Raw genomic sequence first — 24,912 nt, forward strand, 5'->3', positions numbered from 1 at the left:
TCCTTTTGCCTACCACCATGGTTTTTACATATTATCAGTCAATAAATTCAAATTCATATTCAAGGATACGAACGATATCCCCGTTTTTCGCACCTTTTTGGCGCAATCCTTCATCGACACCGAATGAGCGAAGTTGTCTAGCAAAACGCTTGATGGATTCTTCACGTGTGAAGTCCGTCATTTTGAATAGACGTTCAATCTTGAATCCTTTAACAGCAAAGCTGCCATCCGATTCACGCTCGATATCAAATTCATCTGAAAGGGCTGTATGTTTATAAAGAACACGATGAACCCCGGTATTCTCTTCTTCATGATCAAGCGGGAATTCAGGTGTTTCTTCGATTTTATCGGCAATTGCATAAAGAAGTTCACGGATACCTTCACGTGTTACAGCTGAAACCGGGAAGACCGGGAATTCCTCTTCAAGCTTTTCTTTGAATGCCGCTAAATTATCTGCTGAATCAGGCATATCCATTTTACTGGCTACGATGATTTGCGGACGTTCAGTCAAACGAAGATTATACTCTTCTAGTTCCTTATTGATTGTCAGGTAGTCTTCGTACGGATCTCTGCCCTCAAGGCCAGACATGTCTATCACGTGAACGATGACTCTTGTTCTTTCAATATGGCGCAAGAATTGATGTCCAAGACCTACTCCTTCAGAAGCACCCTCAATTAGCCCCGGTAAATCGGCCATGACGAAACTGCGGTGATCTTCCGTTTCAACCATACCAAGATTCGGCACGATTGTCGTGAAATGATATTCGGCAATTTTAGGTCGGGCTGCTGATACGACTGAAAGCAATGTAGATTTACCAACACTCGGGAATCCTACAAGGCCTACATCAGCCAATAACTTCAGTTCCATGATAATATCGCGTTCTTGTCCTGGTTCGCCATTTTCACAAATTTCCGGTGCCGGATTGGCTGGTGTCGCAAAACGGGAATTCCCGCGTCCACCACGGCCGCCTTTAGCGATAATGGCACGTTGTCCATGTTCAACTAAATCTGCGATGACTTCTTTCGTTTTTTCATCAATGACAACTGTACCAGGTGGAACTTTAATGACCATATCCTTCGCAGTTGCACCATGCATATTTTTAGACATGCCGTGTTCCCCGCGAGGCGCCTTGAAGTGACGTTGATAACGGAAATCCATCAACGTCCGCAATCCTTCTTCCACTTCAAATACGACGTTTGCTCCATTGCCGCCATCTCCGCCGGCAGGTCCGCCTTTTGGTATGAATTTCTCTCGACGATAAGCAACGATTCCGTTACCACCATCTCCGCCTTTTATATAGACTTTCGTTTGATCGACAAACATGCTATCACTTCCTTGTTTTCTGCAAGTCATTTCTTGCTGTATACTTCTCTAAAACTTAATATCCATCTTAAAGAATAATTCATTCTCACTACAAATACGCATTTCTATTGATTGCTCCGCTGTTAAGGATTTTTCTATAAATTCCACCACCGCGGATTGATCATTGAAACGGCCCTGCAAATGAAAAGAACAACGCATATCACTTATTTCTTTTTTACACATAGAAACAGCCAGTACATTTTCTCCAAAAGGATCGAGATTCTTTTCTAAAACTTTAAAGTAATCGTTCGTCCAACGAGACATCAACTCGTCCAACTCATTGGAGCCCGCAAAAACATCGATAATTTCAAATTCACATTGAAATGTTGAATTACTCCAATTCGACGTCAACAGCATCTCGCTGAACTTTGGCATATTCAAACTAGAGAGCCTTGCCTCATTCTGGGTTTCAATTATGATCTCGTCAATGAATCCTTTGACGCGATCAATTCTATTCAACTCCAAATTCCCTTTTATAATTTGAATTCTATTCAGCCAATCATGTCTAGTCTGACGAAGCGTTTCAATAGTCGTCCAATTTTTATCCATTATTAACACCTTCAATTATGATAAAGAAACTTTTTTTGGCTCTATCATGTTGAATACTTCCATTTGTATCAGTATATCAAAAAACAAAACAAACAGGAAATGAAGCTCGATTCACATGCCTTCATATGAAAGCCCCCGTCCAAAAAATACAGCCACACACCCTGAGTTCTTTGGACGATGGTAGAGCCGTTTGAACTTGCAAAGAGAATGGGCTTATTCATGCAACAATTGGAGATATAATAGTTGAATTGAACAGTCTATTTAAATTCAATCAATGTGTTAGTTAGAGCAATCCAGGATTTTACCCCCTAAAGTATAAGAAAGCCCGCCAAAACTGGCGAGCCTTTTGTGAATCAGAGGTGGTTTTCCATACTAATTGACTAAAATCTCCTGCAAAACGCTGGTTATTCATCATATTTATAGTATAAATAAAGGGCCGGACCCCTTCTACACTATATAAAGCATACCATTATCAATAATGACGCGATATATAGTGTCTCATAGAAGGAATCAGACCCTTTTGAGTCAGCCTCTGTTCAAAGATGCCAATTATGCTTCTTGTGCAACTGGATATACGCTTACTTTTTTACGGTCACGTCCGAAACGTTCGAATTTAACAACACCGTCTATTTTTGCAAATAGAGTATCGTCTCCACCACGGCCTACGTTCTCACCTGGATAGATTTTTGTTCCGCGTTGACGGTAAAGGATAGAACCACCAGAAACGAATTGACCATCTGCACGTTTAGCGCCTAAACGCTTAGAGATTGAGTCACGTCCATTCTTTGTAGAACCTACTCCTTTTTTCGAAGCGAAGAACTGAAGATCTAATCTTAACATTTGTTCCACCTCCTACTGGTTGAGGATAATTTTCATATATTTACCATAATCACGTTCGATGGTTTGTAGCGATATGAGCATTGCGTTCAAGAGCAATTGCACCTTCTCTTCGGATTCCGGCGAAAGATTCCCCGGGATGACGCAGCGAAGGTAGCCGCCGTCTTGCCCTTGCTCTATCTCAGGTTCTACATCCGTTAAGGAAATAATCGCATTGACCGATCCAAAGGATACCGCCGATACGCCTGCACAAACGATATCGGAACCTTTTTTAGCAAAATCAGCATGTCCGCTTAATGTGAACGAAGTGATCCGTTCTTGCGGAGCATCAAAGATAACTTTAATCATCTTGATATCAGCCCTTACGCGTTGATTGCTTCAATAACAACTTTAGTGTATGGTTGACGATGACCTTGTTTTCTACGATTGTTTTTCTTCGCTTTGTATTTGAAGACAGTGATTTTCTTTTGCTTCCCTTGTTTCTCAACAGTACCTGTTACAGTAGCGCCTTCCACTAGTGGAGCTCCGACTTTCACGTCCTCGCCACCTACGAATAAAACTTTGTCAAATGTAACAGTTTCGCCTGCTTCAGCGTTTAATTTTTCAATGTAAACCGCTTCGCCAGCTGCTACTTTAATTTGTTTTCCGCCAGTTTCGATAATTGCGTACATACTTGCACCTCCTTGAATGTCTCAGACTCGCCAATCACAGGCGTTTTGTCCAGAAGACAAAAAACTTAAGACCTGTTGTTGAGCGGTTGTAGCACGGGTGCTACAAACATAACATTAAAATCCTATCATGAAACCTGAATGACTGTCAATACATTTGTTGGATTTCTTGTCCATCACTTTACTGACCGCTTGATTTCTTCATACCTTCCGAAGCGCCTGATGGAATATGTATGGACCGGGCCTGGAACATAAGAGATCACTAGCTTTTTGGATATTAGTTCTTCCAATGTCGCTTTATATGATTCCTTTTCCCCCAACAGGACATCCCCCACTGATTGGCTAAGTTCCACCCAAACGGCCTCATCGTCCGTTTTGCGGTGCTCCAGCAACTCCCGCTCCAAGCGGAAGGCAACGGTTTCAGCGCTTTCCACCTTTCCACTTCCATTGCAGGTTGGGCAAGGAACCGTCATGGTTTCACTAAGCGAAGGGGATGTCCGTTTTCTCGTCACTTGAAGGATTCCTAGTTCAGTAAATCCGACAACCTTCATCCGCATCTCATCTTTCGCGGCTTCCTTTTTAAACAGATCGATGATTTCAAGCCTGTGTTGCGGTTTCTCCATATTGATGAAATCAATCAAGATGATTCCACTAATATTTCTAAGCCTCAGCTGACGGGCGACTTCTTTTGCTGCCGCTGCATTCACTTCAAAAAGCGTCGCTTCCTTTTCCACCTTGCCTGTAAACTTCCCTGAATTGACATCGATTACGGTGAACGCTTCGGTTTCTTCGAAAATCAGATAACCCCCATTATCGAGCCAGACCACTTTTTTCATGGCCTTTTCGAACTGGTTATCTAGATTCCGTTCTGAAAAAATGTTCTTCGCACCAGTCTCATAGGATATACTCCATTCCTTACCATTAGCCAGCACCCACTTTTTCAACTCTTGACTCGCATCAAAATCGTCGATAAAGAGCTGACCTGATACCGTTTTCTCCATTTCAGCGATAACCATCTCCAGGAATGTATCTTTCTCATAGAGGAGGGCAGGTGCCTTCATCGTACCGGACTTTCCTTCCAGTTCTTTATACAGCTGCCTCAGTGTATTCAGCTTGTCGAGAAATGCCGACTCACTTTCCTTCTCCATCGAGGTGCGAACAATCACCCCCTCGTCCTTTTGCTTATATTCTGTTGCTTTTTCTCTCCAATACTTTTGCAAACGTTCATTTTTGAATTTCTTCGACACACCAACATAATCTATTCCATGTATGTAAACGAGGGAATCCGTCGAAAACTCGATCAGCCCCGTCAATTTCGCCCCTTTTGTACCCGTTTCATCACGGCTCACCTGAACGAGCAGCTTTTCACCCTGTTTAACATAATGATTGATGGGTGATTTTCCATCACGCTTCGTCAGTTGATATGCCGGAATTTCATCCCGATGCAGAAAACCATTCTTGTCTGCACCATAATCGACAAACACGGCATCCATTCCTGGCAAGACCTTAGTCACTTTGCCAAGATAAATATTACCTACCGTACTATGTTGATGAGGTGGCATGACTTCGACTTTCCGTAACACTTCATCTTCTAGGACAGCTACTCTCTTCTCACGCGAAGATAGGTTCACAATCACTTTTTTCATCAAAAAAATCCTCTCCTCAATTTGAAGAAAGGATATCATATTTAATAAGAATATAACAGGTCACCAATTTGCCCATTGGTCATTTTCTCGGAAAAATAGGCATGAAGTATTTCCGTCTCATCCAATGAGCCACTCTCTTTCCCATTTTTCATGATGATGACGGGATGCTTGCAGCCACGTTGAAACAATTCCAGCACTTTATAAATCGGTTCATGGGCATCCACCATGATGGGTTTTAATTTGGCCAGATCATTCGTGTTTCCGTAATGGCGCTGCAGAAGAAACCGCATGAACGCATAATATCGCTGTCGCCACTCCATGATTAGAGAAAGACTGATAAAAAAGATGATCAGCCAAATATTCAGGTTAAGCGGTTCGAGAAGAAGCCATGTTAAAAACGCCAATACAGCGAATGCACCAGAAAAATATAAGGTATATTTCTGAGCCTCAAGGAAGGTACAGTATAGGGAAACACCAATGAAGAGTAGCCTTCCCCCGTCCAATGGCCAAATTGGCAGCAGGTTAAAGAACAACAACATAAGATTCATATAGAAGAAGGAATGATACAGATCAGAAGAAACGACAGAAAAGAAATAGAGCAGGTAAGCCGCTCCAATGAGCCATATATGTTGCAGTGGACCCGCCAGTACGACTGCAAGATCTTCCTTCAAACTTTTATTGCCATATTCCTCGGTCTCGACAGCCCCACCAAAGGGGAGGAGCTGAATCGACTTGATCCGCCATTTAAAATACTGTGCACACGCAGCATGTCCCATCTCATGGATAAATACGATGAGTAAAAGCATCATCACTTCAATAAAGTGTGCCGTAAGGATGGCGATTCCTATGACGAACCACAGCGTCGGATGAATCTTGATTTTGGACAGTAAGTTCGCATATTCAGTCAAAGGAAATCACCTTTTTAGGATCGATGAATGCATCATTTTCTTTAATGGCTAAGTAAAACCTGCCTTTGGAACCATCCTCGCTTACGGTGACCTGTCCTACTTCTTTCCCTTTCTTCACCAGATCATAGAGCTTCACATCAATCTTTTCCAACTGGCCATACCATGACTCACTTTTATTGGCATGCTGTATGACCACAGTCTTACCGATTCCTTCTTTTTCTCCTGCAAAAATGACCACCCCCTCATTGATGGCTTCGACCTTGGACCCTAAGCTCGTTTCCATTATGATTCCCTCGCCGTTCGCCTCGAAGGTTTGGGTGATCTCCCCCGATGCAGGCATCGCATATTCTTCACCCGAATCCGCCGTTTCAGTAGTGGATTCAGTCGGTAAAAATGCGATAGGTTTGCCAAATGCATTTTCATACCAACTGGAAACCGATGCAAATTGGAACTCTTGGTTCATGTTTTCCGTAACAAAGCTTCTGGCTGAGTCCAAGCGAACGGAAGGGTGCTTGAACATCACGGCAACCACTAAGAATAGGCAAATGCTCACCAAGATTTTCAAAAAGAAATATTCCTTCTTAAAGAGCGGATGATCTTTTTCTGAATACCCGTCAAAAGATTCGAATTCGTACGGGTTCTCCTTTTCAATCTCCGTCCAAGTACTGTTAACCACTGGGCTATCCTTCACCTTTCGTCTCTTGGCGATACGATTGCGGATATCTTTCCTGCGATCATCCATTCCAAATCTACCCCCTGCTCATATCAAAGCGCTCATATTAAAACTTATGAGCAACCTGTCCAGACTATGACGAGGAATCGTTTTTCTTTACGACAGATGAATGGTTTGCGTTTTAAAAACGAATGGACGAAAGAAAAAAAGACTGATTTTCAAACGTTTTGAAAGCCTTTCCCTTTTAATAATGGAAGAGGTGAAAAATCCAATTGATATTCTCCTACTTTATTTGTTATAATGAAGTTGTTTTAACATTATTGAGGGGGAACAATTTTAATATGTCAATCGAAATAGGCAGCAAAGTACAAGGTAAAGTAACAGGTATCACTAATTTTGGAGCATTCGTAGAATTACCAGGAGGCTCAACAGGTCTTGTGCATATCAGTGAGGTAGCGGACAGCTATGTAAAAGACGTTAATGACCATCTTAAAATAGGCGACCAAATTGAGGTAAAAGTGATCAGCGAGAAAGACGGAAAAACTGCCTTGTCCATCAAAAAAGCTATAGATAGACCCGAAGGACAAACCTCTTCTTATACTAAACGCCCACCACGCCAAGGCGATAATCGTAATAAAGATTTTCGTTCTAAAGGCAATTTTCAACCTAAGGAAAACTTCGAAGATAAAATGGTCCGTTTTTTAAAGACTAGCGAAGAGAATTTATCTACGCTCAAACGTAGTACAGAATCAAAACGTGGCGGTAGAGGCGGAAGACGCGGATAACCTGTTGCATTTTTAATACTTTAGTACAATAGATAAGGTAAGCCTATTATGAGGCTTACCTTTTTTATATCCATTTTTCGATAAAAATAAAAAAAGCGAGGGCATGGAATGCTCCCGCTTACTAAATTAACGCACACTAAAGAATTTTTTCAATTTAGACATGAAACCTTTTTGCTCTCCACCAATTGGAGTCAACGGCACAGATTCACCGAGAATCCGGCGGGCAATGTTCCGATAGGCAATCGAGACCCTGTTGTCCGGATTGTAAGCTATCGGTTCCTTTTTATTCGCAGCCACAATGACCTGATCATCATCAGGTATAACACCGATAAGATCAATTTTAAGGAAATTGGTTACTCCGTCAATATCCATTTCTTCATCTTCATGTAAAAGATGTCCACGGATTCTATTGATGATCAATTGAGGAGGATCGATATGCTCTTCTTTCTCAAGCAGGCCGATGATACGGTCTGCATCACGGACGGCCGGTCTTTCAGCGGTGGTGACGATGATGGCCCTGTCCGCACCCGCTATCGCATTCCTAAAGCCCTGCTCGATACCTGCCGGACAATCGATCACGATGTAATCATAGTCCGGTTTCATATCACTGATCAGTTTCTTCATCTGTTCCTCATTCACAGCTGATTTGTCACTATTTTGTGGAGCCGGAAGCAAATAAAGCAAATCTTCGAAATGCTTATCTTTAATAAGTGCTTGATGAATTTTACAACGCCCTTCGACTACATCGACCAAGTCATAGATGATACGGTTTTCCAACCCCATAATCACATCTAAGTTCCGAAGACCAATATCCGTGTCAATCAAGCAAACCTTTTTGCCTAGAAGAGCTAACGACGTTCCTAGATTGGCCGAGGTGGTCGTTTTGCCGACACCACCCTTACCAGATGTTATAACTATTGCCTCTCCCACGATTAGAGACCCCCTTCTAATCTATTTAAATTAGGTCTATATTTCTTTAAAACTTGCAGTTTATCAATGATGATATTTTCTTCGTCGTCCATGAATGCACATTCCAAGTCATGTCCAAATTTCGTATATTGGTCAGGAGATAAATTCACTTTCCCCGCAATTCTCAATTGTGCAGGTTTCATGATGGATGCAGCGATGATGGCCTTTTTATTCCCCAAATAACCAGCGTGGGCAATGCCTCTCAGCTGTCCCATAATATAGATGCTCCCACCAGCTCGGACAGTACCATCTGGATTGACATCGCCAATGAGCAACAAATCGCCGGGCACTTCAAAAACCTGTCCCGATCTTATCACCCTGGTCAAAGTTGTCACTTGGTTTTCGTCTTTCCACTGTTTCGCATCTTCCTTTGACATGACATTCGAAATCAACTCATCGACGATAAGCTTTTTCTTTTTATGAATAACTTCTTTGATTTTTTCCTTCTGTTCTGCATCTAGATAGCGGTTCCCGGTATGTACTTTAACGGAAATGGACGGGTCGTTCTCTTGAAACTGATAGTTTGCCGAAAGCTTCACTTCTAACTCTTTCAATAATTCGGAAAATGAGCAAGAATCATCGAGATGAAGCATAAACCCGTCCTTTGTCCCCTTAATCATAACATTTTGCTGAATTCTTTTATTCATGACGTTTGTTTCACCTCAATGAAATATAATTCGACATAGGAAAACAATTTACCTTTTTCTACGCACATGTTAAAGAGAAAATACATTTTAGACCGCATCCAACAGTCCAGTGAACGTTATTCCATTTCTCCCTGCAAATCAAACTTTTCAATAAGTCTCTTTAAAGGGTAGCAACTAATAATTATAAAAATGAGATTCAATATGAGTGTTGGAATGAATCTCCGGTCCACAAATTCCCCGAATCCCATATCCGCAAAAGTAAGAATATGATTCATTTGATAAGATACACACTCTACAATTGCCGTAAAGACAAGTGCCATTAAACAGTTAATGAGAATATTGTTTTGAAGGATCTTCATACTTTTGGAAATCAAATATGCTAGAAAAGGTAAAAGGAACATATAAATCCCCAAAATCTCCGTATATACGACATCATAGGTCAGCCCCAAAATGGCTCCATACAACATCCCCAGCTTCCTTGAACCATACATGGTCAGGAAGAAGACGAAAATGATCATGAAACGGGGAACGAGAATGTTATTGCTTCCAAAGACATCCCCCGCGAATAGTTGCGCAAAGATACTTTCAAAAACGAAGAAGAGTAAGGCTACAAAAGAAAGGATGAAATGTTTCACTTAGCTTCATCCTCCCCTTCACTTTCTTCTTCAGCTCCCTCAACTTCACGTTTAACGACCATGACATTATTGATATCATAGAAATCCGTTGACGGCTCAATATATGCGGTTTGGTTCAACCCATATTGATCCACCTTCACGTCAACAACCTTACCGATTAGCAGACCTTTAGGAAAGATCCCGCCATAACCGGATGTGATGACCTTAGAGTTCTTCTTGATCTTTTTATCATAAGGAATCCGTTTCATTAATAGAAGATTCTTCTCATCATCGAACCCTTCTATCAAACCATATGCCTTATCATTACCCTGGACGATAGCTGAGACGCGGTTCGCTTTATCGATTGAACTCAAAAGCTGAACGGAAGCCGTGAATTCAGTCGTGGCTTTAACTTTACCGATCAAGCCATTGGCAGTGATGACAGCCATATTTTTTTCCACACCGTTACGCTCGCCTTTGTTAATTGTTAGCATTTCATGCCAGCGGTCCGGATTACGACCAATGACCGTTGACTGAATAGGTGCATACTTTCGCAAGTCATCTTCTTTTTTTAGATTATCACGAAGCTCTTCATTTTCTTCTTTCAAATCCTGCACCTGCGTTTTCAACAAGACGTATTCATCCAGACGAGCTTTTAATTTCTTGTTTTCATCGTATGTATGCTGAAGGTCTTTTAAATCCCCTACAAAACCTGTAATACCCGATACTGGTTTATTAAACACATTACCAACCCAACCGGTTGTATCCTTCAAGAACTTTTCGGGCCAAGTTAACTCTTCTCTCTCTTTTAATGAAAAACCGATCAATGCCACGAGAACGATAATACTAACGAGCAAGAGAAGGAGCTTTTTATTAAAAAACTGTGGCATGATGATCTGCACCTCTATTTTAATTTACTCTATTTGCATGAAGTATAATAATATCCTCTGTCAAAAAACTACACATTTAAGACAGGTAAAAAAATAGAAAAGCCGGCTCAAAATTGCGATCTTTTGTTGAGCCGGCCTTTTTTATAAGTACCGCTTAGCGAGAATCTCTAGATTTCGTCTTGAATAAGTGAATATGGTCCAAAGCTTTCCCTGTTCCAATCGCTACACAATCAAGAGGGTTTTCGGCAATAATAACCGGCATTTGCGTTTCTTCACTGATGACTTTATCCAAATTACGCAGTAAAGCACCGCCACCTGTTAGTACTATGCCTCTATCCATGATGTCAGCTGCAAGTTCCGGTGGAGTTTTTTCCAACGTGTTTTTGACAGAATCCACAATGGCTGACACTGTATCACGTAATGCTTTGGATATTTCCTCTGCCGTAATTTCAATCGTTTTTGGAAGACCCGTCAATAAATCACGACCACGAATTTCCATGTTTTCGATTCCTTCTGTATCACCTGCAGAACCGATTTCCATTTTAATAGCTTCCGATGTACGCTCACCAATCATCAAGTTGTAGTTTTTACGTATGTAAACGATGATTGCATCATCCATCTCATCACCAGCAATTCGGATTGACTGGCTTGTCACGATACCGCCAAGGGAAATGATGGCCACTTCCGTAGTACCTCCACCAATATCAACAACCATGCTGCCTGTAGGTTCCCAAACAGGAAGATCCGCTCCGATAGCAGCTGCAAATGGCTCTTCAATCGGATAAGCATCACGAGCACCAGCTTGTCTAGCTGCGTCAATCACTGCACGTTGTTCAACAGCCGTAATTCCTGAAGGCACACAAATCATGACATATGGCTTGTTGCCAAATACGCCTTTTTTCTGAGCTTCTTTCATATAATATTTCATCATCGTAGCCGTTGTTTCATAATCAGCGATTACGCCATCTTTCATAGGGCGAAGTGCCACTACATTTCCCGGTGTACGGCCAATCATGTTTTTTGCGTCTTTACCGACAGCAACGATCTGCTTCGTATCTGTCTGCACGGCAACAACCGACGGTTCACGGACGGCAATGCCTTTTCCTTTAACATAAACCAGCGTATTCGCCGTTCCTAAATCAATTCCTATATCTCTTGCGCCAATTCCAAACATTATGGTATCTCCCTTTCGTAAACAAAAATGCCTTTTTATAAGTTCAAATGATAATTTGTCGTTTTTTGACAATAGGTTTTTGAAAAAAGTTCCCTCTTTTAAAAATCATAAACAACATTATATCGTATCGTCAAAAATTTGGATAGTGTCATAAATAACCTTTTTCCTTTAAACTCACATATTTATGCTCCCCGATGATGATATGGTCCAGTACTTCTATCCCCATTATTTTACCACATTCTACTAACCTTTTTGTCACTTCAATATCTTCTCTGCTAGGAGAAGGATCTCCGGAGGGGTGGTTATGAAGACAAATGATAGAGGCTGCCGACCTACGGAAGGCTTCTTTAAATACTTCGCGTGGGTGCACAATCGAAGCGTTGAGGCTGCCTATGAAGACAGTTCGTTTATGAAGGACTTGGTTTTTCGTATTTAAGTAAAGACAAACAAAATGTTCCTGCGACAAAAAACGCATTTCTTCCATGCAATAATTGGCCCCGTCTTCCGGGGAACGGATCACATAGCGGTCTTGATCATTTAATTTATGGATTCGTCGGCCAAGCTCTACCGATGCTAGAATTTGAATTGCTTTCGCTTCCCCGATTCCCTTGATTTCAGTCAATTCCTCTACGGACGCTTCTTTCAAAAGCCGGAATCCCTCAAAAGCCTTGATAAGCCTATTGGAGAGCTGAAGCACAGATTCCTCCTTAGATCCCGTCCTTAACAAAAGCGCAAGTAACTCTTGATTCGAAAGGCTCTGGGGACCATCCTGCAAAAACCTTTCACGAGGCCTCTCTTCTTTCGGATAATCCCTGATTAACATCTTTTCACTCAAAGCATCCACCCTTCCTTAATAAAAGGGAGGAAATCAGTCCGAAATCTTACGTCCACGCGGATTCCATCATCTTTAATTCTCTTGCTAGCCTTGAAACTGGGAGTCCGACTACCGAGAAATAGTCCCCATTGATTTGTTTGACAAGAAGCGAACCCAACCCTTGGATCCCATAGCTCCCAGCTTTATCAAATGGTTCACCACTGTCCAGATAACGTTCGATTTCAGGTTCTGATAGCTCCCAAAAAGTCACTTCTGTTTTTTCTGCGAATATGCTGCTGTGCTCACCATATAGAATGGCCACACCTGTATAAACTTCGTGTGTTCTACCCGATAACATTTCAAGCATTCTTTTTCCATCAGCACGATTGGCCGGCTTTCCGAGGATTTGCCCGTCAAGTACCACGACGGTATCGGAACCGATTACCCAGCTGTCCGGATATCTTGTTGCAATGGCTTCCGCTTTCCTTACAGCTAATTCTTGCACTGCGTCCTCTGCCTGCATGTTTTCGTCAATACTTTCATCGACATTGGAATTCATACTTTCGAAGGGGATTTGTAGGAATTGTAGAAGTTCTTTACGGCGTGGTGATGAAGAAGCTAAAATTAATGAATGCATAATAAAAATTCACCTTTCTTTACTAGGAGAGATACCTTTTCATCCTATCAAATTATGAAGAATTCCACAATTATTGTTTACCAGGAATCGACAAAGATTCAGTCTTATTTCCTGGAAAATAAAAAAAGGTCCCTAATTCAAACAATTTCCTCCTAAAGGGGAACTTTTTCTTTAGAAAACAGCTTCCCCTTCACATACCTGTTCTTAACTCCCCATACTTTGAAAACCCTTTAGAAACTTCAATAGTTTTCCCTGTGCCTCTAATAGCTGTTCATCCTTTTCGGACGTCTCATACTCACTGATCAGCTTGGCTGCAGCCGCTAAATGGGTGTTCATTTGTGAAAGCTCTGATGAAAGTTTCTCATCCTTTAGCTTATCCATATCTTTTTTCAACGTTTCAGCATCCCATTTCGTTTCCTTCCCACGAAGCTCTCCTGATGAAATCTCTGATAGGGATGAATAAATCCCCTTCATGACATCCAGCGTTTTCTCTTCTTCTGCACTTATTCCCGACGCTTTTAAATCAATTTCCTTCCAAAATACTTCCACATCATAGGTCTTTAAAAATAAAGCTAGCTCTTTACTTGAAATCAAGCTTTCAGCTGAACCTAGGAATAAATAATAGCTGTCCTCCATTTTGAATATTTCAGCAGGAACCTGTTTTTCCACGATTTTCTCCTGGATTTGTTTCGCGGCATCCTCGCTACTGAATATCCCACCTTGAACCAGGAACGTTTTCAGTCCCATCCCCTGCCCTTTTTCACCCCCGCTATCATTCTTTACAACTGGGGATGCCGTCGTCGTGATAGCTGTTTCGACCGGAGAATCCGTTGCCTTTTCCTTCGTTATGGTATTTACGGCGATAAGGCCCAGTACCGATCCAAATAAAATCGCACAAAAAACAGCAATCACAAAAGTCTTTAAAGACCTGTTACCAGGACGTTTGCCCGTATGTGTATTAAAACCGATAAGCTTCGGCATTTTCTTCTTAGGTGGTGTAGGAACCAATACAACCTTGTTTTCTACGGAATCATCCGGCAAAATCCACTCGAAACTATCATCCGGTTGTTCCTTACTTGCAGCCTCTGGAATTTCCTCTGTAGACTCCCGCTTATTTTCACCCACAAATATTTTTTCTTCTCCATTTATTTTAATCTTTACCCCTTTACGTTTTTCGGACTTGTCCACTTTTCTTCCTCCTCTCTGCTTCATTTTTTTCATCCTAACATAGGGGCAAAAAAAAATAACAAGACTTTTGTCGTCTTGTCATTAATAGGTTTCGTCATTTTTCTCTTTTCATTTATCTGTCACTAATTCAGGTGATACATCTTCAAAAGGGATAGCTTTCCCATCTCCTTCATCACCGCAAAGTTTACGTTTCTCACCGTATAGACATATTCCTACGACCTTATTATCCAAGGCAGTCACATAGGATTCATTAATTGAAGGGTCCCAGTACTCTTTCGTATCAGGGTCTACCACCTTATCGAGAAATCCAGCTTCGACAAGCTCCTGATAGCTGATTTCTGTCACACGATCTCCACGCATGACTTTATCCTTTAAATAAAAATTCGAAGCATCCCTAAAAGCATAACCATTTGAAACGAACGCATTCGTCCGCGAATTCTGTATCACATTGAAAAAAATCGGGACGGCCACTGCAGCCAGTATCCCTAAGATGACAATCACCGCCAAGACTTCCATCAATGTCATGCCCTTCTCATTATCCACATTCCTATATTTTCGCACCATCTTCCTAATTTCCAGTATCCATATCAGCATCATCTCTTTCATTTGTGCTGAATGGATTTTTCTTTTCACTAGGTTTTGGTGTTGCGACAATCGGGGTCTGGTCTTGCAAATCCGTTAATGAGGGGTAGTAATAGGCAGACACAGTCAGTCCATACTCTAAAGGTTCTTGAATTTGGTCACGGGACCTGACTTCCTTAGCTCCCTCGAAGGTTAAGCTGTCTATCGTAAAAATTCGATTTGTTGCTTGAATGGAATGAATAAATTCCAACATTTCATCATAAGAAGACGATTTTACATTCATCGTCGCTGATAGCTTTTTCAAAATATTCGGCAGTGTTCCTGGTGCCTCAGTTACAATTTGATCCTGAGCTTCGGTCGTTGTTTCTTTTGAATCCGTTGCTTCCCCTTCAACTTCAGGATCTTGGTCATTAGTATCTGTACTTTCGGATGCCTCATCTGTCGCTGCAGGTTCTTTCGCTCCTGGTGCCTCAGTTGGTTCAGGCTCAACCGGAGTTTCTCCATCGGCAAATGCCATATCGACAATAAAGCTATTGGACATGACTTCTGCTTTTTCCAGGTTCAATACAAACTGATCAGTTAAGGGTTGCACAGGCAGTCTTTTTTGCAATTCTGTCGTCGATTCAAAATCAACACCCGTCCCTGTACCAACTTTCATTTGGACCATCTCTAAAATCTGTTCTTCATTTTTTAATTCGGATGTCTTAGAGGCCAGTTCTTTTTTTACCGGATTTAATAGATAAAAGTATAGTAGAATAAAGACCAAGGCAAAGACAAAAAGGGTGCCAGCTAATAAGAATAGTTCCTTTTTATTGAAAAACCTCATCATTCAGAAGCACCACCCTTTTCCCCGGCTTGTTCCTCATCGTCTTTTATAGCTTCTTTTACGGCAGATTTGTCGAGATTAATAGTATACACAGCCAGATAACGCGGAAGAAAGTCATCTGGCTCTTCTAAAGTGTTTTCTATATCTCTATCCATTTCCTCAGTGTTCACTGATACCAATTCAGCGGTACCTATCAGTTTAGACTTAGTCAATTCGCTCAAATAATAAGCAGCTTGCCTTGAGGTATCAAACTGGACGGTTAATTGGATGGATCCATCTTCATTATAGGAAAAAGCATCGAAGAAACCTCGTTCTGGAAGCAGGAATGTTAACTGGTTTAACACAAACACCGTATCGATTGGAAAAGTATCGGCCCAGTCAATGACACTATGTAATTCGGTAACGGAATTTCCAGACTTCTGTGTATTAATCATGTTTTGTTCGACGGTTGCTGTCGCTTCCCTCACTTGTAATATCTGCTTATCCATGCTTCTAATTCGGTCTGATTGCAAAGAATATTGCCAATAAAACAACGTACCCGCCGCTAAAGCCAGTATGAGTAAGAAAATGAAATAAATGAAGAAACGTGGATTTCTTTTTTCTTTCTTGGGGAGTAAATTAATGTCAACTAGCATGATTATTTCACCCCTTTGATGGCCAATCCAACGGCAGAGTGATAACGACGCAATAAAAGAGCATCATTCATTACCATTTCCATGCTCTCATTTAAAATAGTGATAGGAAGGTCCAAATGATCTGATAGTTTTTCGCAAATTTCTTCTAAATATGGATGATCTCCAGTCACTAAAATTGTAGAAACAGAGTCCCGACCACTGTTCAAATTGTATTTATAAAAAGTCAGCAATCGATCAATCTCTACATACGTATCCTCAATCGTTTGAAAATAGCTAGCTCTGTCACCTTGATAAACGAGTGTTTCCACTCCGCTGCTTGATGAGTGATTGACTTCCCATTCGGAAACCTCATCCGGAAGCAAAATATGACGCATAAATACCGGTTTATCTTCAACAAAAATGGTGGCCGTCACTGAAACCACATCTAATTCTAACAACATGAGCTGTTCGCTGGAATCCAGGTCTCTAGATACATCCCATAATCGATAGATTGCCAGTGAAGCGATATCAGCAGCCAAAGGCTCCAGTTTCGTGCTTTCCAGCAAATCACTATATTGCGAGACCAACTCTTCCGAAGCTGCAAACAAGAGAATTTCCTTACCTTCCGAATTATCCTGGAGGGATACCGTATCGAAAATCGGATCCTCAAACGGTAAATGAATGCTTGTGCCCAGCTCCAAATATAAAAATCCTTCGATTTCATCTTCTTTTATTTCTTCTGGAATCATCATTTTTCGAATCACGACAAACGGGTCCGGCACTAAAAAGCGCACTTGTCTTTTCAAAAGACCCCACTCTTCAACACATTGCTCTACAATCATCTGCAACGTTTCATAATCGAGGATTCTCCCTTCTTTAATGATGCCAGGAGGCAGATAACGTTCACCATAAGCATGCACGATAGGTGGATCCACTTGCTTTAGCTCTACATACCGGATTACATAATCTTTGAAGATCAAATTCACTATTCGGTTTTTTCCGCTAAAAAAAGAGAAAGCCATAGATAGATACCCCTTACTTTAAAGTCATCTTAAAAAGTGCAAATACCACTGTAAAATAGAATCGCCCCAAAAATAGGCAGTTAATGTGCCGAAAACAATATACGGTCCAAACGGAATGGCCGTTTTCTTCTTAATCATACCTGTCAGAATCCCGATGATACCAAGAAACGCACCATAGAAGGTGGCAAATAAAAATGATAACAGCACCAGTTTCAACCCTAGTGCAAAACCCAGTACGCCAAAAAGCTTGATATCGCCGCCACCCATGCCACCTTTACTTGCAACGGCAATCAAAAGCAGCAGGCCAAAGCCAACGACCGCGCCTAGAATGGAATCCCACCATGGAGATAGTGGATAAAATACTCGCAAAAATAAAAAAACCACTGCAAAAAAAAGCAGGATCTTATCTGGTATAAGCATATAAGCCATATCGGAAACGAAGATAATCATCAATAAAGAAATCAATGCCCAGGCCATCCATAATTCACTTGTCCATCCTAGGAATAAAGGAGCGACAGCGAACAAAATGCCTGTCAGTAATTCAACAACCGGATAAAGCGGGGAAATCCGGGCTTCACAGCCACGGCATTTCCCGCCTTGTATTACATAAGAAACGACCGGTATTAACTCGAACGGTGACAAGGTTCGTCCACAAGAAGGACAAGCCGAACGCCGATTCGTAAATGATTTGTTTGCCGGTACACTTAAACCGACTACGTTATAGAATGAACCTAGGATTAGACCTAGGATGAAGAGTAAGAGATAGGTAGTCATTTTTATAAGTTAATATCTTCTCTTTTTAATTCACTTGGGGTTTTGGTTCTTTCATCTGATTTAACGTAATTATGGCTGTCTTTTATCAAAGTAACTACATAGGTAAGATTTCCCGTATCAGAATCTTTTGTAATAGTTACTTTTGTTTCGTCATCATCATATTTATCTCCACTAGGATTATCTACATCTTCTATATACCCTTTAGCTTTTAAATCTTCTAGTGTAATTTCTCCTGTTATTGTTGTCGTACCACTAAACTCTATATCATTCCCCGCAACAGCTGTCCGCGCACCACTAACCATCTGCTGTGCATTGGCAATATGTGCATCTTTCTTCGAGTTATTGATCAATCCCCCGATGCTTGGGATGGCGATGGCTGCGATGATTCCCAAGATAACGACAACGGCCAATAGCTCGATCAAGGTAAGACCACGTTCGTTTTTAAGATGTTTTTTAATAAAATTCATATAAATCCTCCTCTTCTTAATTTCCATTTCGTTACTTTACTGCTACTTTTCTATTAGATTACTATATATTTCTAAAAAAATACAGCGTTTAGGGGTAATTATTCTTACATTTTTTACATATTATCCACTTGGTTGAAGATTTCAAACATCGGCACCATGATCGAGATGACGATCGTGCCGACAATTCCCGCAAGGAGGACGATCATAAGCGGCTCGATAAGCGATTTCAAGCGGTCTGTGCTTGCTTCTACTTCCTTCTCGTAAAAGTCCGCCACTTTCCCGAGCATCGCATCCAGGGCCCCTGTTTTTTCGCCAATCGATATCATCTGGGTGATCAATGGTGGGAACGCCCAATGTTTTTTCATCGGGTCCGTGATCGACTGTCCCCGCTCCAAGGAATCATGTGATTCCCGGATGACTCGGCCGACCACTTCATTTTCAACCACCTGTTCGACGATTTTCATCGCCTGTAAAATCGGTACCGAGCTACTGAACAGGGAACTGAGGGTCCGCGTCATTCTTGCCAATACTGCTTTTTGCATCATCTTTCCGAATAGGGGCATTCTCAGCATTGCAAAATCATAATAGTATTTCGTCTTCGGATTTTTCTTCACAGACATAATCGCAAAGAAAATCAAGAGTACACCCAAGATGACAAGGTACCAGGCTTTTTGCATGAACCCGCTCGCCCCTAAAACAAAGCGGGTTATAGCCGGTAATTCGCCACCAAAATCGCTGAACATATCAGCAAACGTTGGCACAACGGACGTTAATAAAAAGATGACCACGAAAAATGCTACAAAAGCGACGACAACTGGATAGGCCATGGCTGATGTGATTTTCTGCCTCGTTGCCTGTTGCTTTTCAAAATGATCGGCCAGCCGGTCCAGGGTGCTGTCCAAATTACCACCAGCCTCTCCAGCCTTGACCATATTGATATACATCGTCGAAAAGATTTTTTTATGCTTGGCACTTGCTTCAGAGAGTGCCTTCCCTTCCTGTAAATCCTGTTCGATGCTTTCTAGCGCTTTGCTTAAAGACTTACTCTCCGTCTGTTGAGATAAAATGCTCGTTGCGTCAACGACTGTGACGCCTGATTGCAATAATGTAGAAAATTGGCGGATAAAGATAACAAAATGCTGTAGTTTCACTGGGTTTCCGATGGAAAGGTCCCTTGTTAAAAATGTTTCGGGTATCATCGTCATTTCGATGACCCGAATGCCTTCCAGCTTTAACTTTTCCATGGCCTCACGCTTTGTATCGGCTATGACGACTCCCGCTTTTTTTCCTGATTTATTCCGACCTGAATATTTAAACCTAGCCATTTACTCCACCTTGTCCTGTAAAAATGCATGGGCGCTTTCTTTGGATATGAGGCCTTCTGCCAATAGTTCCTTAATGCTGCTTTCAAGGGTATGCATGCCTTGTGCCTTGGAAGTCTGCATAACATTGACGATTTGATGGATTTTTTCATTTCTGATCAAATTGGCCACAGCTGCATTATTGACTAGAATCTCGGTTGCTGCTTTCCTGCCTTTTTTATCGACGGTCGGAATCAAGCGTTGCGAGATGATGGAAACAAGGACGTTAGCAAGCTGGATTCGAACCTGAGGTTGCTGTGCCGGTTCAAAGACATCTATGATCCGGTCGATTGTCGTCGGGGCACTCGATGTATGTAATGTCCCAAACACCAAATGACCCGTTTCGGCTGCTGTAATCGCCGTCTGGATGGTCTCTAAATCTCGCATTTCCCCTACTAGAATCGTATCGGGATCCTGCCTTAGAGCGGCTCTCAGCCCATTTGCGAAATTATTCGTGTCGAAACCCACTTCACGTTGGTCAATGATGCAATTTTGATGCTTATGCAAATATTCGATGGGATCTTCCAAGGTTATGATATGCTTACGCATCGTCTGATTCATATATTGAATCATGGACGCGAGTGTTGTTGACTTTCCGCTTCCCGTTGGTCCCGTCAAAAGGACAAGGCCTTGGGGTTTTTCGACGATTTTCTTTAAAATGGACGGTAACTGCAGTTCATCTAAAGTAGGAATTCTTGTCGGCACGATTCGGACGGCCAACGCCACGCAGGACCTTTGCATATACGTGTTGATTCGAAATCTGGAAATCCCAGGAATGCCGTAAGAAAAATCCAGTTCACCATGTTCTTTAAATTGCTCCCACATCTCTTCGGGGATAATCGCTTTAGCCATCCCTTCCGTATCGGATGGAAGCAACAGTTCTTTTCCGTATTTCTTCAACTCACCATTCAAGCGCATAACTGGTGGCACACCCACCGTTATATGAATGTCAGATGCCTTTAGTTCAAAGCCAGCCATTAGTAAACTATCAATTTTAGCTCTCAAACTGACACCCCTATTCCAGAACTGCTACTCGAAGAATTTCCTCGGTAGTGGTCAGTCCTTGTTTGACTTTCAATAAGCCGTCATCCATTAAGAAAATCGTTTTATATTTCATGGCCACTTCACGGAGCTTGTTAAGCGGCTCGCCATTCATGATCAGTTTTCTCATCTCATCATTGATGACCAATATTTCTTGAAGGGCAATCCTTCCTTTATACCCAGTCATATTACAAGACGTACACCCGCGCCCCCGGTTAATGCTTTCGATTTTCATGCCTCGTTTTGCAAAAATATCGATTTCCCGCTTACTCGGCTCCTGTTTTTCGACACAATCCCGGCACACTTTTCTTACTAATCGCTGCGCCATGATTCCGCTCAAGGAAGAAGCGACCAAAAAAGGTTCGACGCCCATATCTATCAATCTAGTGATCGTTCCTAGTGAATCATTCGTATGGATCGTGCTTAATACTAGATGTCCTGTCAAGGATGCACGGATGGCCACCTCTACCGTGTCCTTATCCCTGATTTCCCCCACCATGATGATGTTTGGATCTTGTCGTAGGATGGAACGTAGACCGGTTGCAAACGTCATGCCGACATTCGTATTGACTTGAATCTGGTTCACACCTTCAAGCTGAAACTCAACAGGATCTTCAATCGTAATGATATTGACTTCCTCGGTATTCAGCTGATTTAAGGCCGCATATAAGGTCGAAGATTTCCCTGATCCAGTCGGACCTGTAATCAGGACAATTCCATTTGGCTGGGCAATCATGGATTCAAATCGCTGTAGGTTCAATTTATTGAATCCAAGTTGTTTCAAATCATTCAACTTATTGCCTAAATCAAGAATCCGCAAGACGATTTTTTCCCCAAAGACTGTGGGAAGAGTCGACACCCGTAGATCGACAGGATGATGGCCGAGGTTCACTTTAATCCGGCCATCTTGTGGAACTCTATGTTCGGTAATGTCCAATTTCGCCATGATTTTGATTCTGGCAATTAAAACGTTTTGCATATTCTTGGGTAACACCTTTTCCAACCGTAATACACCATCCACGCGATACCTGACGACCAATTTCTTTTCCTGGGGATCAATATGAATATCACTTGCCTTATGCGTCACGGCATTCGAAAGCAACTGATTGACAAGTCGTACGACCGGTGAATCCTGATCGACTGTTTCCTCTTGATTATTTACATCGCGATTAAGGGTAACCATCAATTCTTCTAGTCCGTCTTCATCCGTGTAATGTTTAGCAATCGCACGCAAAATATCATCTTTTGTCGCTATGGCTGGTTCGATTTGAAAACCGGTTGAGAGCCGTAGATCATCGATGGCATAAAAGTCCATCGGGTCAGCCATGGCGACATATAGTTTTTCGCCTTCTTTTTTCAAAGGAATCATTAAGTTCCGCTTAGCCATATCCTCCGAAATCAAACTGAAGATATTCGAATCGAACGGGTACCGATATAAGCTCACATGGGGGATACCTAATTGAAATTCCAATACTTCAATCAACTGTTGCTCCGTGATATACCCTTTTTGCAGCAATACATCACCAAGCTTTTGTGACTTACTTTTTTCTTCCAAGGCAATTTGCAGCTGGTCCTCAGAGATCAAACCAGCTTCCACCAATAAGTCTCCAAGCCTTTTTCGGGTTTGAGCCATATTTATCCCTGCTTTACCTTATTTTTGGGGAACGTTGGGATCTTCCACATATTTGGGGTATCCACCCGCTTCCTGGATACTATCACCCTTAACTTGATCACCATCTTGTTTACCTTTTTCGATGTCCTTATTGTTTTCTTTCCTATCGCTATTCCCACTGGCATCTTCGGGCGATTCATTCTCTGTTTCCCCCTGATCCTGCTCAGTGTCTTCGTCAATCCCTTGATCGTCTTTTTCCGTGCTCTCATCCTCCGCATCAGAGGCATCTTCATTATTAGAATCAGAAGGAGGTGGAATGACTTTGAGTTCCAATCCATATACTTCAATTCGATGAATCGGTGCATAGAAATCTTCAGATACGGTTTCCGTCTCCAGAAGATCTCCCGCAGAGGACTCGATGCGACGAAGAACCTTGACTGTTATACCGTCTTTGCCATCCTTTTTCACCTGCATGGCAGCAGGGGCCAACTCATCACTATACTGTTTAATCGTTTTCGGCGTGTACCTTTTTTCATCATTCGTCTTTACCTCATAGGAATTCAGGAAAGATTGCCCCTTTAATGTCGCCTTTAATTTCTTTCCTTCTACCTGAAGTTCAACCCGGTATGCATGATCATTCGAATTGGCAAAAACCAGATCATGGCCAATTTCAGAATCGATATGTGCCTCAAATCCCAATTTGGCATAACCAGGAAGTTGATCACTGATATTCCGCTCAAGAATCGTAAAGTTAGTCGGCAGGACCACACCATAAATCGCTGTCGCCAACCGGCTCAATGTGTCTGAGTTATATTTCTTTCCTTCAAGCTCCGACATTTTCTGCAAAAGAGAAAATTGAGTTTCCCCTTTCACTTCCATTGGCTGTATCAAGGGAATCAATTCCTTAATGGCAGTTGCAGCGTCTCCTACATTCACCGTAGCCTCAGCAATTACCTCGTCCTCGCCCACATCTCCATCGATGTAGTTTTCCAGCTCAAGGGTTTTGGTCCCTTCCGTTAAGAACTCCGCACTTACCGCCAGGTCATTGGCAAGTCTATCTATGTCCAACGTAGTAGATGCAAGTGATAAGGACATGTCATATAAATCTTCTAGCAAAGAATCTTTGTCGACCGAGACGACTGCTTTATTTTTCTTGCCTGAAAGCAAAGAAACAACCGTCTTTTCCCTTTGAAAATTGAAAATCCCATTATCTACGGTCATTTGACCTTCCTTATAAGTAATGCCCAAGACCGTATTCTGCGTCCACTTTTCAGTTGCCTCGCTCAGTAGCGTACTTACTTCCCGCTTACTTTGACCCTCTATATCCAGGCTCCCAATCGTCGTGTTTTCACCAAATTGTGCTGAATCTTTGAAAATCTGATTATAAGCCGACGCTCCAAAATGCGAAAAACTAAAAATATATGCGGTTGATAAAATAAAGACCAGAAAAATTTTCAGCATTTGTGGATTCTTCACATAAAGGCAACTCCTTTTTATGCTTCAACATTCATGGAAAGCCCGACCAATACACTCGGACCCGCCGATTGTGCGTTAATAATATCCTCTTTCGAAAGAACGCGACCTTCCGAGAAAAGGACTTTTCCGTCTAGGCCCGTTACATTATTCACCAATCGCTTTCCTTGAAGCAATTCAATTTGCTTATTCCTTAAATCAGCTTCCCCATTGGGGTTTTCTTCGCCGGCAGCCACTTCTGCCTCAGGGACTTGTTCACCCATCAACTGTTCCGCCTGCTCGAGGAAGCGGGATGAAGCATCCTCCGTCACGATCAAAATGTCCTTGCCAAAAGTCAAAACAGTTTCAGATGGGAGAATCACTTCATGATCCCCGACTTTCACCTGCATCCCGATGACTTGACCGTTATCTTCATCCGTAAAATACTCGCGGACGCTTCCTAATAATTCACCTTTTCGGGTCATCACTTTGGCATCGGTAATCTTGATCTTTTTATTCACGAGCTGATTTGCAATCGGGATTTCATTTAAATCGATGACAGAGTTTTCGGTTTCGATCGTTAAAGCGTATTCCCCAATCCCTATTACCTTTTTGAAGGGAATGGCCCTTACACTAACCTGCCAATCTTCATGTTCGATTGTGATAAAATCTAGTGAACCTTTTTCAGGATTGATCACTAATGATTTCACCTTTCCAATTTCCATACCTTCTGAAATGCTGATAATGGGCAAGCCTAAAATTTCTGTACTTTTTTTCATATTTTCACCATACCTATCTT

At 41.9% G+C, this 24,912-nt stretch carries 28 protein-coding genes and 1 other annotated feature; of the genes, 1 reads left to right on the forward strand and 27 read right to left on the reverse strand.

The genetic code is table 11. The features are described 5' to 3' along the window. Positions 1-34: 34 nt before the first annotated feature. From obgE to ACQKL6_RS07420, 8 genes are all read right to left on the reverse strand, one after another. On the reverse strand, positions 35-1,324 hold the full coding sequence (gene obgE / locus ACQKL6_RS07385) for a GTPase ObgE (protein ID WP_402875773.1): 1,290 nt from the start codon (positions 1,322-1,324) through the stop codon (positions 35-37). A 48-nt stretch (positions 1,325-1,372) separates the two neighbouring features. Then, entirely contained in the window at positions 1,373-1,912 is a 540-nt protein-coding gene (locus ACQKL6_RS07390; RefSeq protein ID WP_427650910.1) for a Spo0B domain-containing protein, read from the reverse strand. 549 nt (positions 1,913-2,461) lie between these two features. Then, a complete protein-coding gene (gene rpmA / locus ACQKL6_RS07395) occupies positions 2,462-2,752 on the reverse strand; it encodes a 50S ribosomal protein L27 (RefSeq protein WP_402875777.1) in 291 nt (96 codons plus the stop codon). 12 nt (positions 2,753-2,764) lie between these two features. Beyond that, the gene (locus ACQKL6_RS07400) at positions 2,765-3,097 is read right to left on the reverse strand and encodes a ribosomal-processing cysteine protease Prp (protein WP_427650911.1); all 333 of its coding nucleotides are present in this window, start codon (positions 3,095-3,097) and stop codon (positions 2,765-2,767) included. A 14-nt stretch (positions 3,098-3,111) separates the two neighbouring features. Beyond that, positions 3,112-3,420, reverse strand: coding sequence for a 50S ribosomal protein L21 (gene rplU / locus ACQKL6_RS07405; RefSeq protein WP_402875780.1), 309 nt, complete (start codon positions 3,418-3,420; stop codon positions 3,112-3,114). A gap of 13 nt (positions 3,421-3,433) precedes the next feature. Beyond that, positions 3,434-3,518: a sequence feature (ribosomal protein L21 leader region), on the reverse strand. Positions 3,519-3,593: 75 nt separating this feature from the next. Beyond that, the gene (locus ACQKL6_RS07410) at positions 3,594-5,063 is read right to left on the reverse strand and encodes an Rne/Rng family ribonuclease (protein ID WP_402986436.1); all 1,470 of its coding nucleotides are present in this window, start codon (positions 5,061-5,063) and stop codon (positions 3,594-3,596) included. Between the two features lie 41 nt (positions 5,064-5,104). After that, a complete protein-coding gene (locus tag ACQKL6_RS07415; protein WP_402875783.1) occupies positions 5,105-5,971 on the reverse strand; it encodes a M50 family metallopeptidase in 867 nt (288 codons plus the stop codon). Beyond that, complete coding sequence (locus tag ACQKL6_RS07420) at positions 5,964-6,713, reverse strand: peptidoglycan DD-metalloendopeptidase family protein (RefSeq protein WP_402875785.1); 750 nt, start codon at positions 6,711-6,713, stop codon at positions 5,964-5,966. Before ACQKL6_RS07420 ends, ACQKL6_RS07415 begins: the two co-directional genes overlap by 8 nt. A 272-nt stretch (positions 6,714-6,985) precedes the next feature. Between ACQKL6_RS07420 and ACQKL6_RS07425 the strand changes: the two genes are divergently transcribed. After that, a complete protein-coding gene (locus ACQKL6_RS07425; RefSeq protein WP_402875787.1) occupies positions 6,986-7,429 on the forward strand; it encodes a S1 domain-containing RNA-binding protein in 444 nt (147 codons plus the stop codon). A gap of 126 nt (positions 7,430-7,555) precedes the next feature. Here ACQKL6_RS07425 and minD read toward each other — a convergent pair whose 3' ends face one another. The 19 genes from minD to ACQKL6_RS07520 form a co-directional block, all read right to left on the reverse strand. Then, positions 7,556-8,359, reverse strand: a complete 804-nt coding sequence (gene minD, locus ACQKL6_RS07430) for a septum site-determining protein MinD (RefSeq protein ID WP_402875789.1) — start codon at positions 8,357-8,359, stop codon at positions 7,556-7,558. A 2-nt stretch (positions 8,360-8,361) separates the two neighbouring features. Continuing rightward, positions 8,362-9,045 carry a septum site-determining protein MinC gene (gene minC / locus ACQKL6_RS07435; RefSeq protein ID WP_402875791.1) on the reverse strand — a complete coding sequence of 228 codons (684 nt, stop codon included), beginning with the start codon at positions 9,043-9,045 and terminating at the stop codon, positions 8,362-8,364. A gap of 116 nt (positions 9,046-9,161) precedes the next feature. After that, the gene (mreD, locus tag ACQKL6_RS07440; RefSeq protein WP_402958195.1) at positions 9,162-9,680 is read right to left on the reverse strand and encodes a rod shape-determining protein MreD; all 519 of its coding nucleotides are present in this window, start codon (positions 9,678-9,680) and stop codon (positions 9,162-9,164) included. Beyond that, the gene (gene mreC, locus ACQKL6_RS07445; RefSeq protein ID WP_402958193.1) at positions 9,677-10,549 is read right to left on the reverse strand and encodes a rod shape-determining protein MreC; all 873 of its coding nucleotides are present in this window, start codon (positions 10,547-10,549) and stop codon (positions 9,677-9,679) included. Before mreC ends, mreD begins: the two co-directional genes overlap by 4 nt. Positions 10,550-10,703: 154 nt before the next feature. After that, positions 10,704-11,723 (reverse strand): rod shape-determining protein, encoded by a 1,020-nt coding sequence (locus ACQKL6_RS07450; protein WP_402875797.1) that lies wholly within the window; start codon positions 11,721-11,723, stop codon positions 10,704-10,706. A gap of 148 nt (positions 11,724-11,871) precedes the next feature. Next, positions 11,872-12,546 carry a RadC family protein gene (gene radC, locus ACQKL6_RS07455; RefSeq protein WP_402875860.1) on the reverse strand — a complete coding sequence of 225 codons (675 nt, stop codon included), beginning with the start codon at positions 12,544-12,546 and terminating at the stop codon, positions 11,872-11,874. 58 nt (positions 12,547-12,604) lie between these two features. After that, positions 12,605-13,174: a Maf family protein gene (locus tag ACQKL6_RS07460; protein ID WP_407407944.1), complete on the reverse strand. Its 570-nt coding sequence runs from the start codon at positions 13,172-13,174 to the stop codon at positions 12,605-12,607. Positions 13,175-13,378: 204 nt separating this feature from the next. Next, the gene (locus tag ACQKL6_RS07465; RefSeq protein WP_402986441.1) at positions 13,379-14,362 is read right to left on the reverse strand and encodes a hypothetical protein; all 984 of its coding nucleotides are present in this window, start codon (positions 14,360-14,362) and stop codon (positions 13,379-13,381) included. Positions 14,363-14,470: 108 nt separating this feature from the next. Continuing rightward, the gene (locus ACQKL6_RS07470) at positions 14,471-14,905 is read right to left on the reverse strand and encodes a type II secretion system protein (RefSeq protein WP_402875802.1); all 435 of its coding nucleotides are present in this window, start codon (positions 14,903-14,905) and stop codon (positions 14,471-14,473) included. Positions 14,906-14,930: 25 nt separating this feature from the next. Beyond that, positions 14,931-15,773 carry a hypothetical protein gene (locus ACQKL6_RS07475; RefSeq protein ID WP_427650912.1) on the reverse strand — a complete coding sequence of 281 codons (843 nt, stop codon included), beginning with the start codon at positions 15,771-15,773 and terminating at the stop codon, positions 14,931-14,933. Then, positions 15,770-16,405 (reverse strand): PilN domain-containing protein, encoded by a 636-nt coding sequence (locus ACQKL6_RS07480; RefSeq protein WP_402986448.1) that lies wholly within the window; start codon positions 16,403-16,405, stop codon positions 15,770-15,772. Before ACQKL6_RS07480 ends, ACQKL6_RS07475 begins: the two co-directional genes overlap by 4 nt. 2 nt (positions 16,406-16,407) lie before the next feature. After that, positions 16,408-17,406 carry a type IV pilus biogenesis protein PilM gene (pilM, locus tag ACQKL6_RS07485; RefSeq protein WP_402986450.1) on the reverse strand — a complete coding sequence of 333 codons (999 nt, stop codon included), beginning with the start codon at positions 17,404-17,406 and terminating at the stop codon, positions 16,408-16,410. Between the two features lie 24 nt (positions 17,407-17,430). Continuing rightward, positions 17,431-18,180, reverse strand: a complete 750-nt coding sequence (locus ACQKL6_RS07490) for a prepilin peptidase (protein WP_402986452.1) — start codon at positions 18,178-18,180, stop codon at positions 17,431-17,433. Between the two features lie 2 nt (positions 18,181-18,182). Then, positions 18,183-18,647 (reverse strand): prepilin-type N-terminal cleavage/methylation domain-containing protein, encoded by a 465-nt coding sequence (locus ACQKL6_RS07495; RefSeq protein WP_402986455.1) that lies wholly within the window; start codon positions 18,645-18,647, stop codon positions 18,183-18,185. A gap of 113 nt (positions 18,648-18,760) precedes the next feature. Next, positions 18,761-19,972 carry a type II secretion system F family protein gene (locus ACQKL6_RS07500; RefSeq protein WP_402986457.1) on the reverse strand — a complete coding sequence of 404 codons (1,212 nt, stop codon included), beginning with the start codon at positions 19,970-19,972 and terminating at the stop codon, positions 18,761-18,763. Then, positions 19,973-21,013, reverse strand: a complete 1,041-nt coding sequence (locus ACQKL6_RS07505) for a type IV pilus twitching motility protein PilT (protein WP_402986460.1) — start codon at positions 21,011-21,013, stop codon at positions 19,973-19,975. Positions 21,014-21,023: 10 nt separating this feature from the next. Further along, entirely contained in the window at positions 21,024-22,682 is a 1,659-nt protein-coding gene (locus ACQKL6_RS07510; protein ID WP_402986462.1) for a GspE/PulE family protein, read from the reverse strand. A gap of 18 nt (positions 22,683-22,700) precedes the next feature. Further along, entirely contained in the window at positions 22,701-24,137 is a 1,437-nt protein-coding gene (locus tag ACQKL6_RS07515; RefSeq protein ID WP_427650913.1) for a VanW family protein, read from the reverse strand. A gap of 17 nt (positions 24,138-24,154) precedes the next feature. Beyond that, on the reverse strand, positions 24,155-24,892 hold the full coding sequence (locus ACQKL6_RS07520) for a PRC-barrel domain-containing protein (RefSeq protein WP_402875820.1): 738 nt from the start codon (positions 24,890-24,892) through the stop codon (positions 24,155-24,157). Positions 24,893-24,912: the final 20 nt, after the last annotated feature.

Origin of the sequence: Peribacillus sp. NPDC097197 (assembly GCF_050278025.1) — a bacterium.
In the GTDB taxonomy this organism is placed as follows: domain Bacteria; phylum Bacillota; class Bacilli; order Bacillales; family DSM-1321; genus Peribacillus.

Excerpts from the sequence above, each read along its gene's own strand:
- obgE (WP_402875773.1), bottom strand. The coding sequence starts at position 1,324 with ATGTTTGTCGATCAAACGAAAGTCTATATAAAAGGCGGAGATGGTGGT.
- ACQKL6_RS07390 (WP_427650910.1), bottom strand. The coding sequence starts at position 1,912 with ATGGATAAAAATTGGACGACTATTGAAACGCTTCGTCAGACTAGACAT.
- rpmA (WP_402875777.1), bottom strand. The coding sequence starts at position 2,752 with ATGTTAAGATTAGATCTTCAGTTCTTCGCTTCGAAAAAAGGAGTAGGT.
- ACQKL6_RS07400 (WP_427650911.1), bottom strand. The coding sequence starts at position 3,097 with ATGATTAAAGTTATCTTTGATGCTCCGCAAGAACGGATCACTTCGTTC.
- rplU (WP_402875780.1), bottom strand. The coding sequence starts at position 3,420 with ATGTACGCAATTATCGAAACTGGCGGAAAACAAATTAAAGTAGCAGCT.
- ACQKL6_RS07410 (WP_402986436.1), bottom strand. The coding sequence starts at position 5,063 with ATGAAAAAAGTGATTGTGAACCTATCTTCGCGTGAGAAGAGAGTAGCT.
- ACQKL6_RS07420 (WP_402875785.1), bottom strand. The coding sequence starts at position 6,713 with ATGGATGATCGCAGGAAAGATATCCGCAATCGTATCGCCAAGAGACGA.
- ACQKL6_RS07425 (WP_402875787.1), top strand. The coding sequence starts at position 6,986 with ATGTCAATCGAAATAGGCAGCAAAGTACAAGGTAAAGTAACAGGTATC.
- minC (WP_402875791.1), bottom strand. The coding sequence starts at position 9,045 with ATGAATAAAAGAATTCAGCAAAATGTTATGATTAAGGGGACAAAGGAC.
- mreC (WP_402958193.1), bottom strand. The coding sequence starts at position 10,549 with ATGCCACAGTTTTTTAATAAAAAGCTCCTTCTCTTGCTCGTTAGTATT.
- ACQKL6_RS07450 (WP_402875797.1), bottom strand. The coding sequence starts at position 11,723 with ATGTTTGGAATTGGCGCAAGAGATATAGGAATTGATTTAGGAACGGCG.
- radC (WP_402875860.1), bottom strand. The coding sequence starts at position 12,546 with ATGTTAATCAGGGATTATCCGAAAGAAGAGAGGCCTCGTGAAAGGTTT.
- ACQKL6_RS07460 (WP_407407944.1), bottom strand. The coding sequence starts at position 13,174 with ATGCATTCATTAATTTTAGCTTCTTCATCACCACGCCGTAAAGAACTT.
- ACQKL6_RS07475 (WP_427650912.1), bottom strand. The coding sequence starts at position 15,773 with ATGATGAGGTTTTTCAATAAAAAGGAACTATTCTTATTAGCTGGCACC.
- ACQKL6_RS07480 (WP_402986448.1), bottom strand. The coding sequence starts at position 16,405 with ATGCTAGTTGACATTAATTTACTCCCCAAGAAAGAAAAAAGAAATCCA.
- pilM (WP_402986450.1), bottom strand. The coding sequence starts at position 17,406 with ATGGCTTTCTCTTTTTTTAGCGGAAAAAACCGAATAGTGAATTTGATC.
- ACQKL6_RS07490 (WP_402986452.1), bottom strand. The coding sequence starts at position 18,180 with ATGACTACCTATCTCTTACTCTTCATCCTAGGTCTAATCCTAGGTTCA.
- ACQKL6_RS07495 (WP_402986455.1), bottom strand. The coding sequence starts at position 18,647 with ATGAATTTTATTAAAAAACATCTTAAAAACGAACGTGGTCTTACCTTG.
- ACQKL6_RS07500 (WP_402986457.1), bottom strand. The coding sequence starts at position 19,972 with ATGGCTAGGTTTAAATATTCAGGTCGGAATAAATCAGGAAAAAAAGCG.
- ACQKL6_RS07510 (WP_402986462.1), bottom strand. The coding sequence starts at position 22,682 with ATGGCTCAAACCCGAAAAAGGCTTGGAGACTTATTGGTGGAAGCTGGT.
- ACQKL6_RS07520 (WP_402875820.1), bottom strand. The coding sequence starts at position 24,892 with ATGAAAAAAAGTACAGAAATTTTAGGCTTGCCCATTATCAGCATTTCA.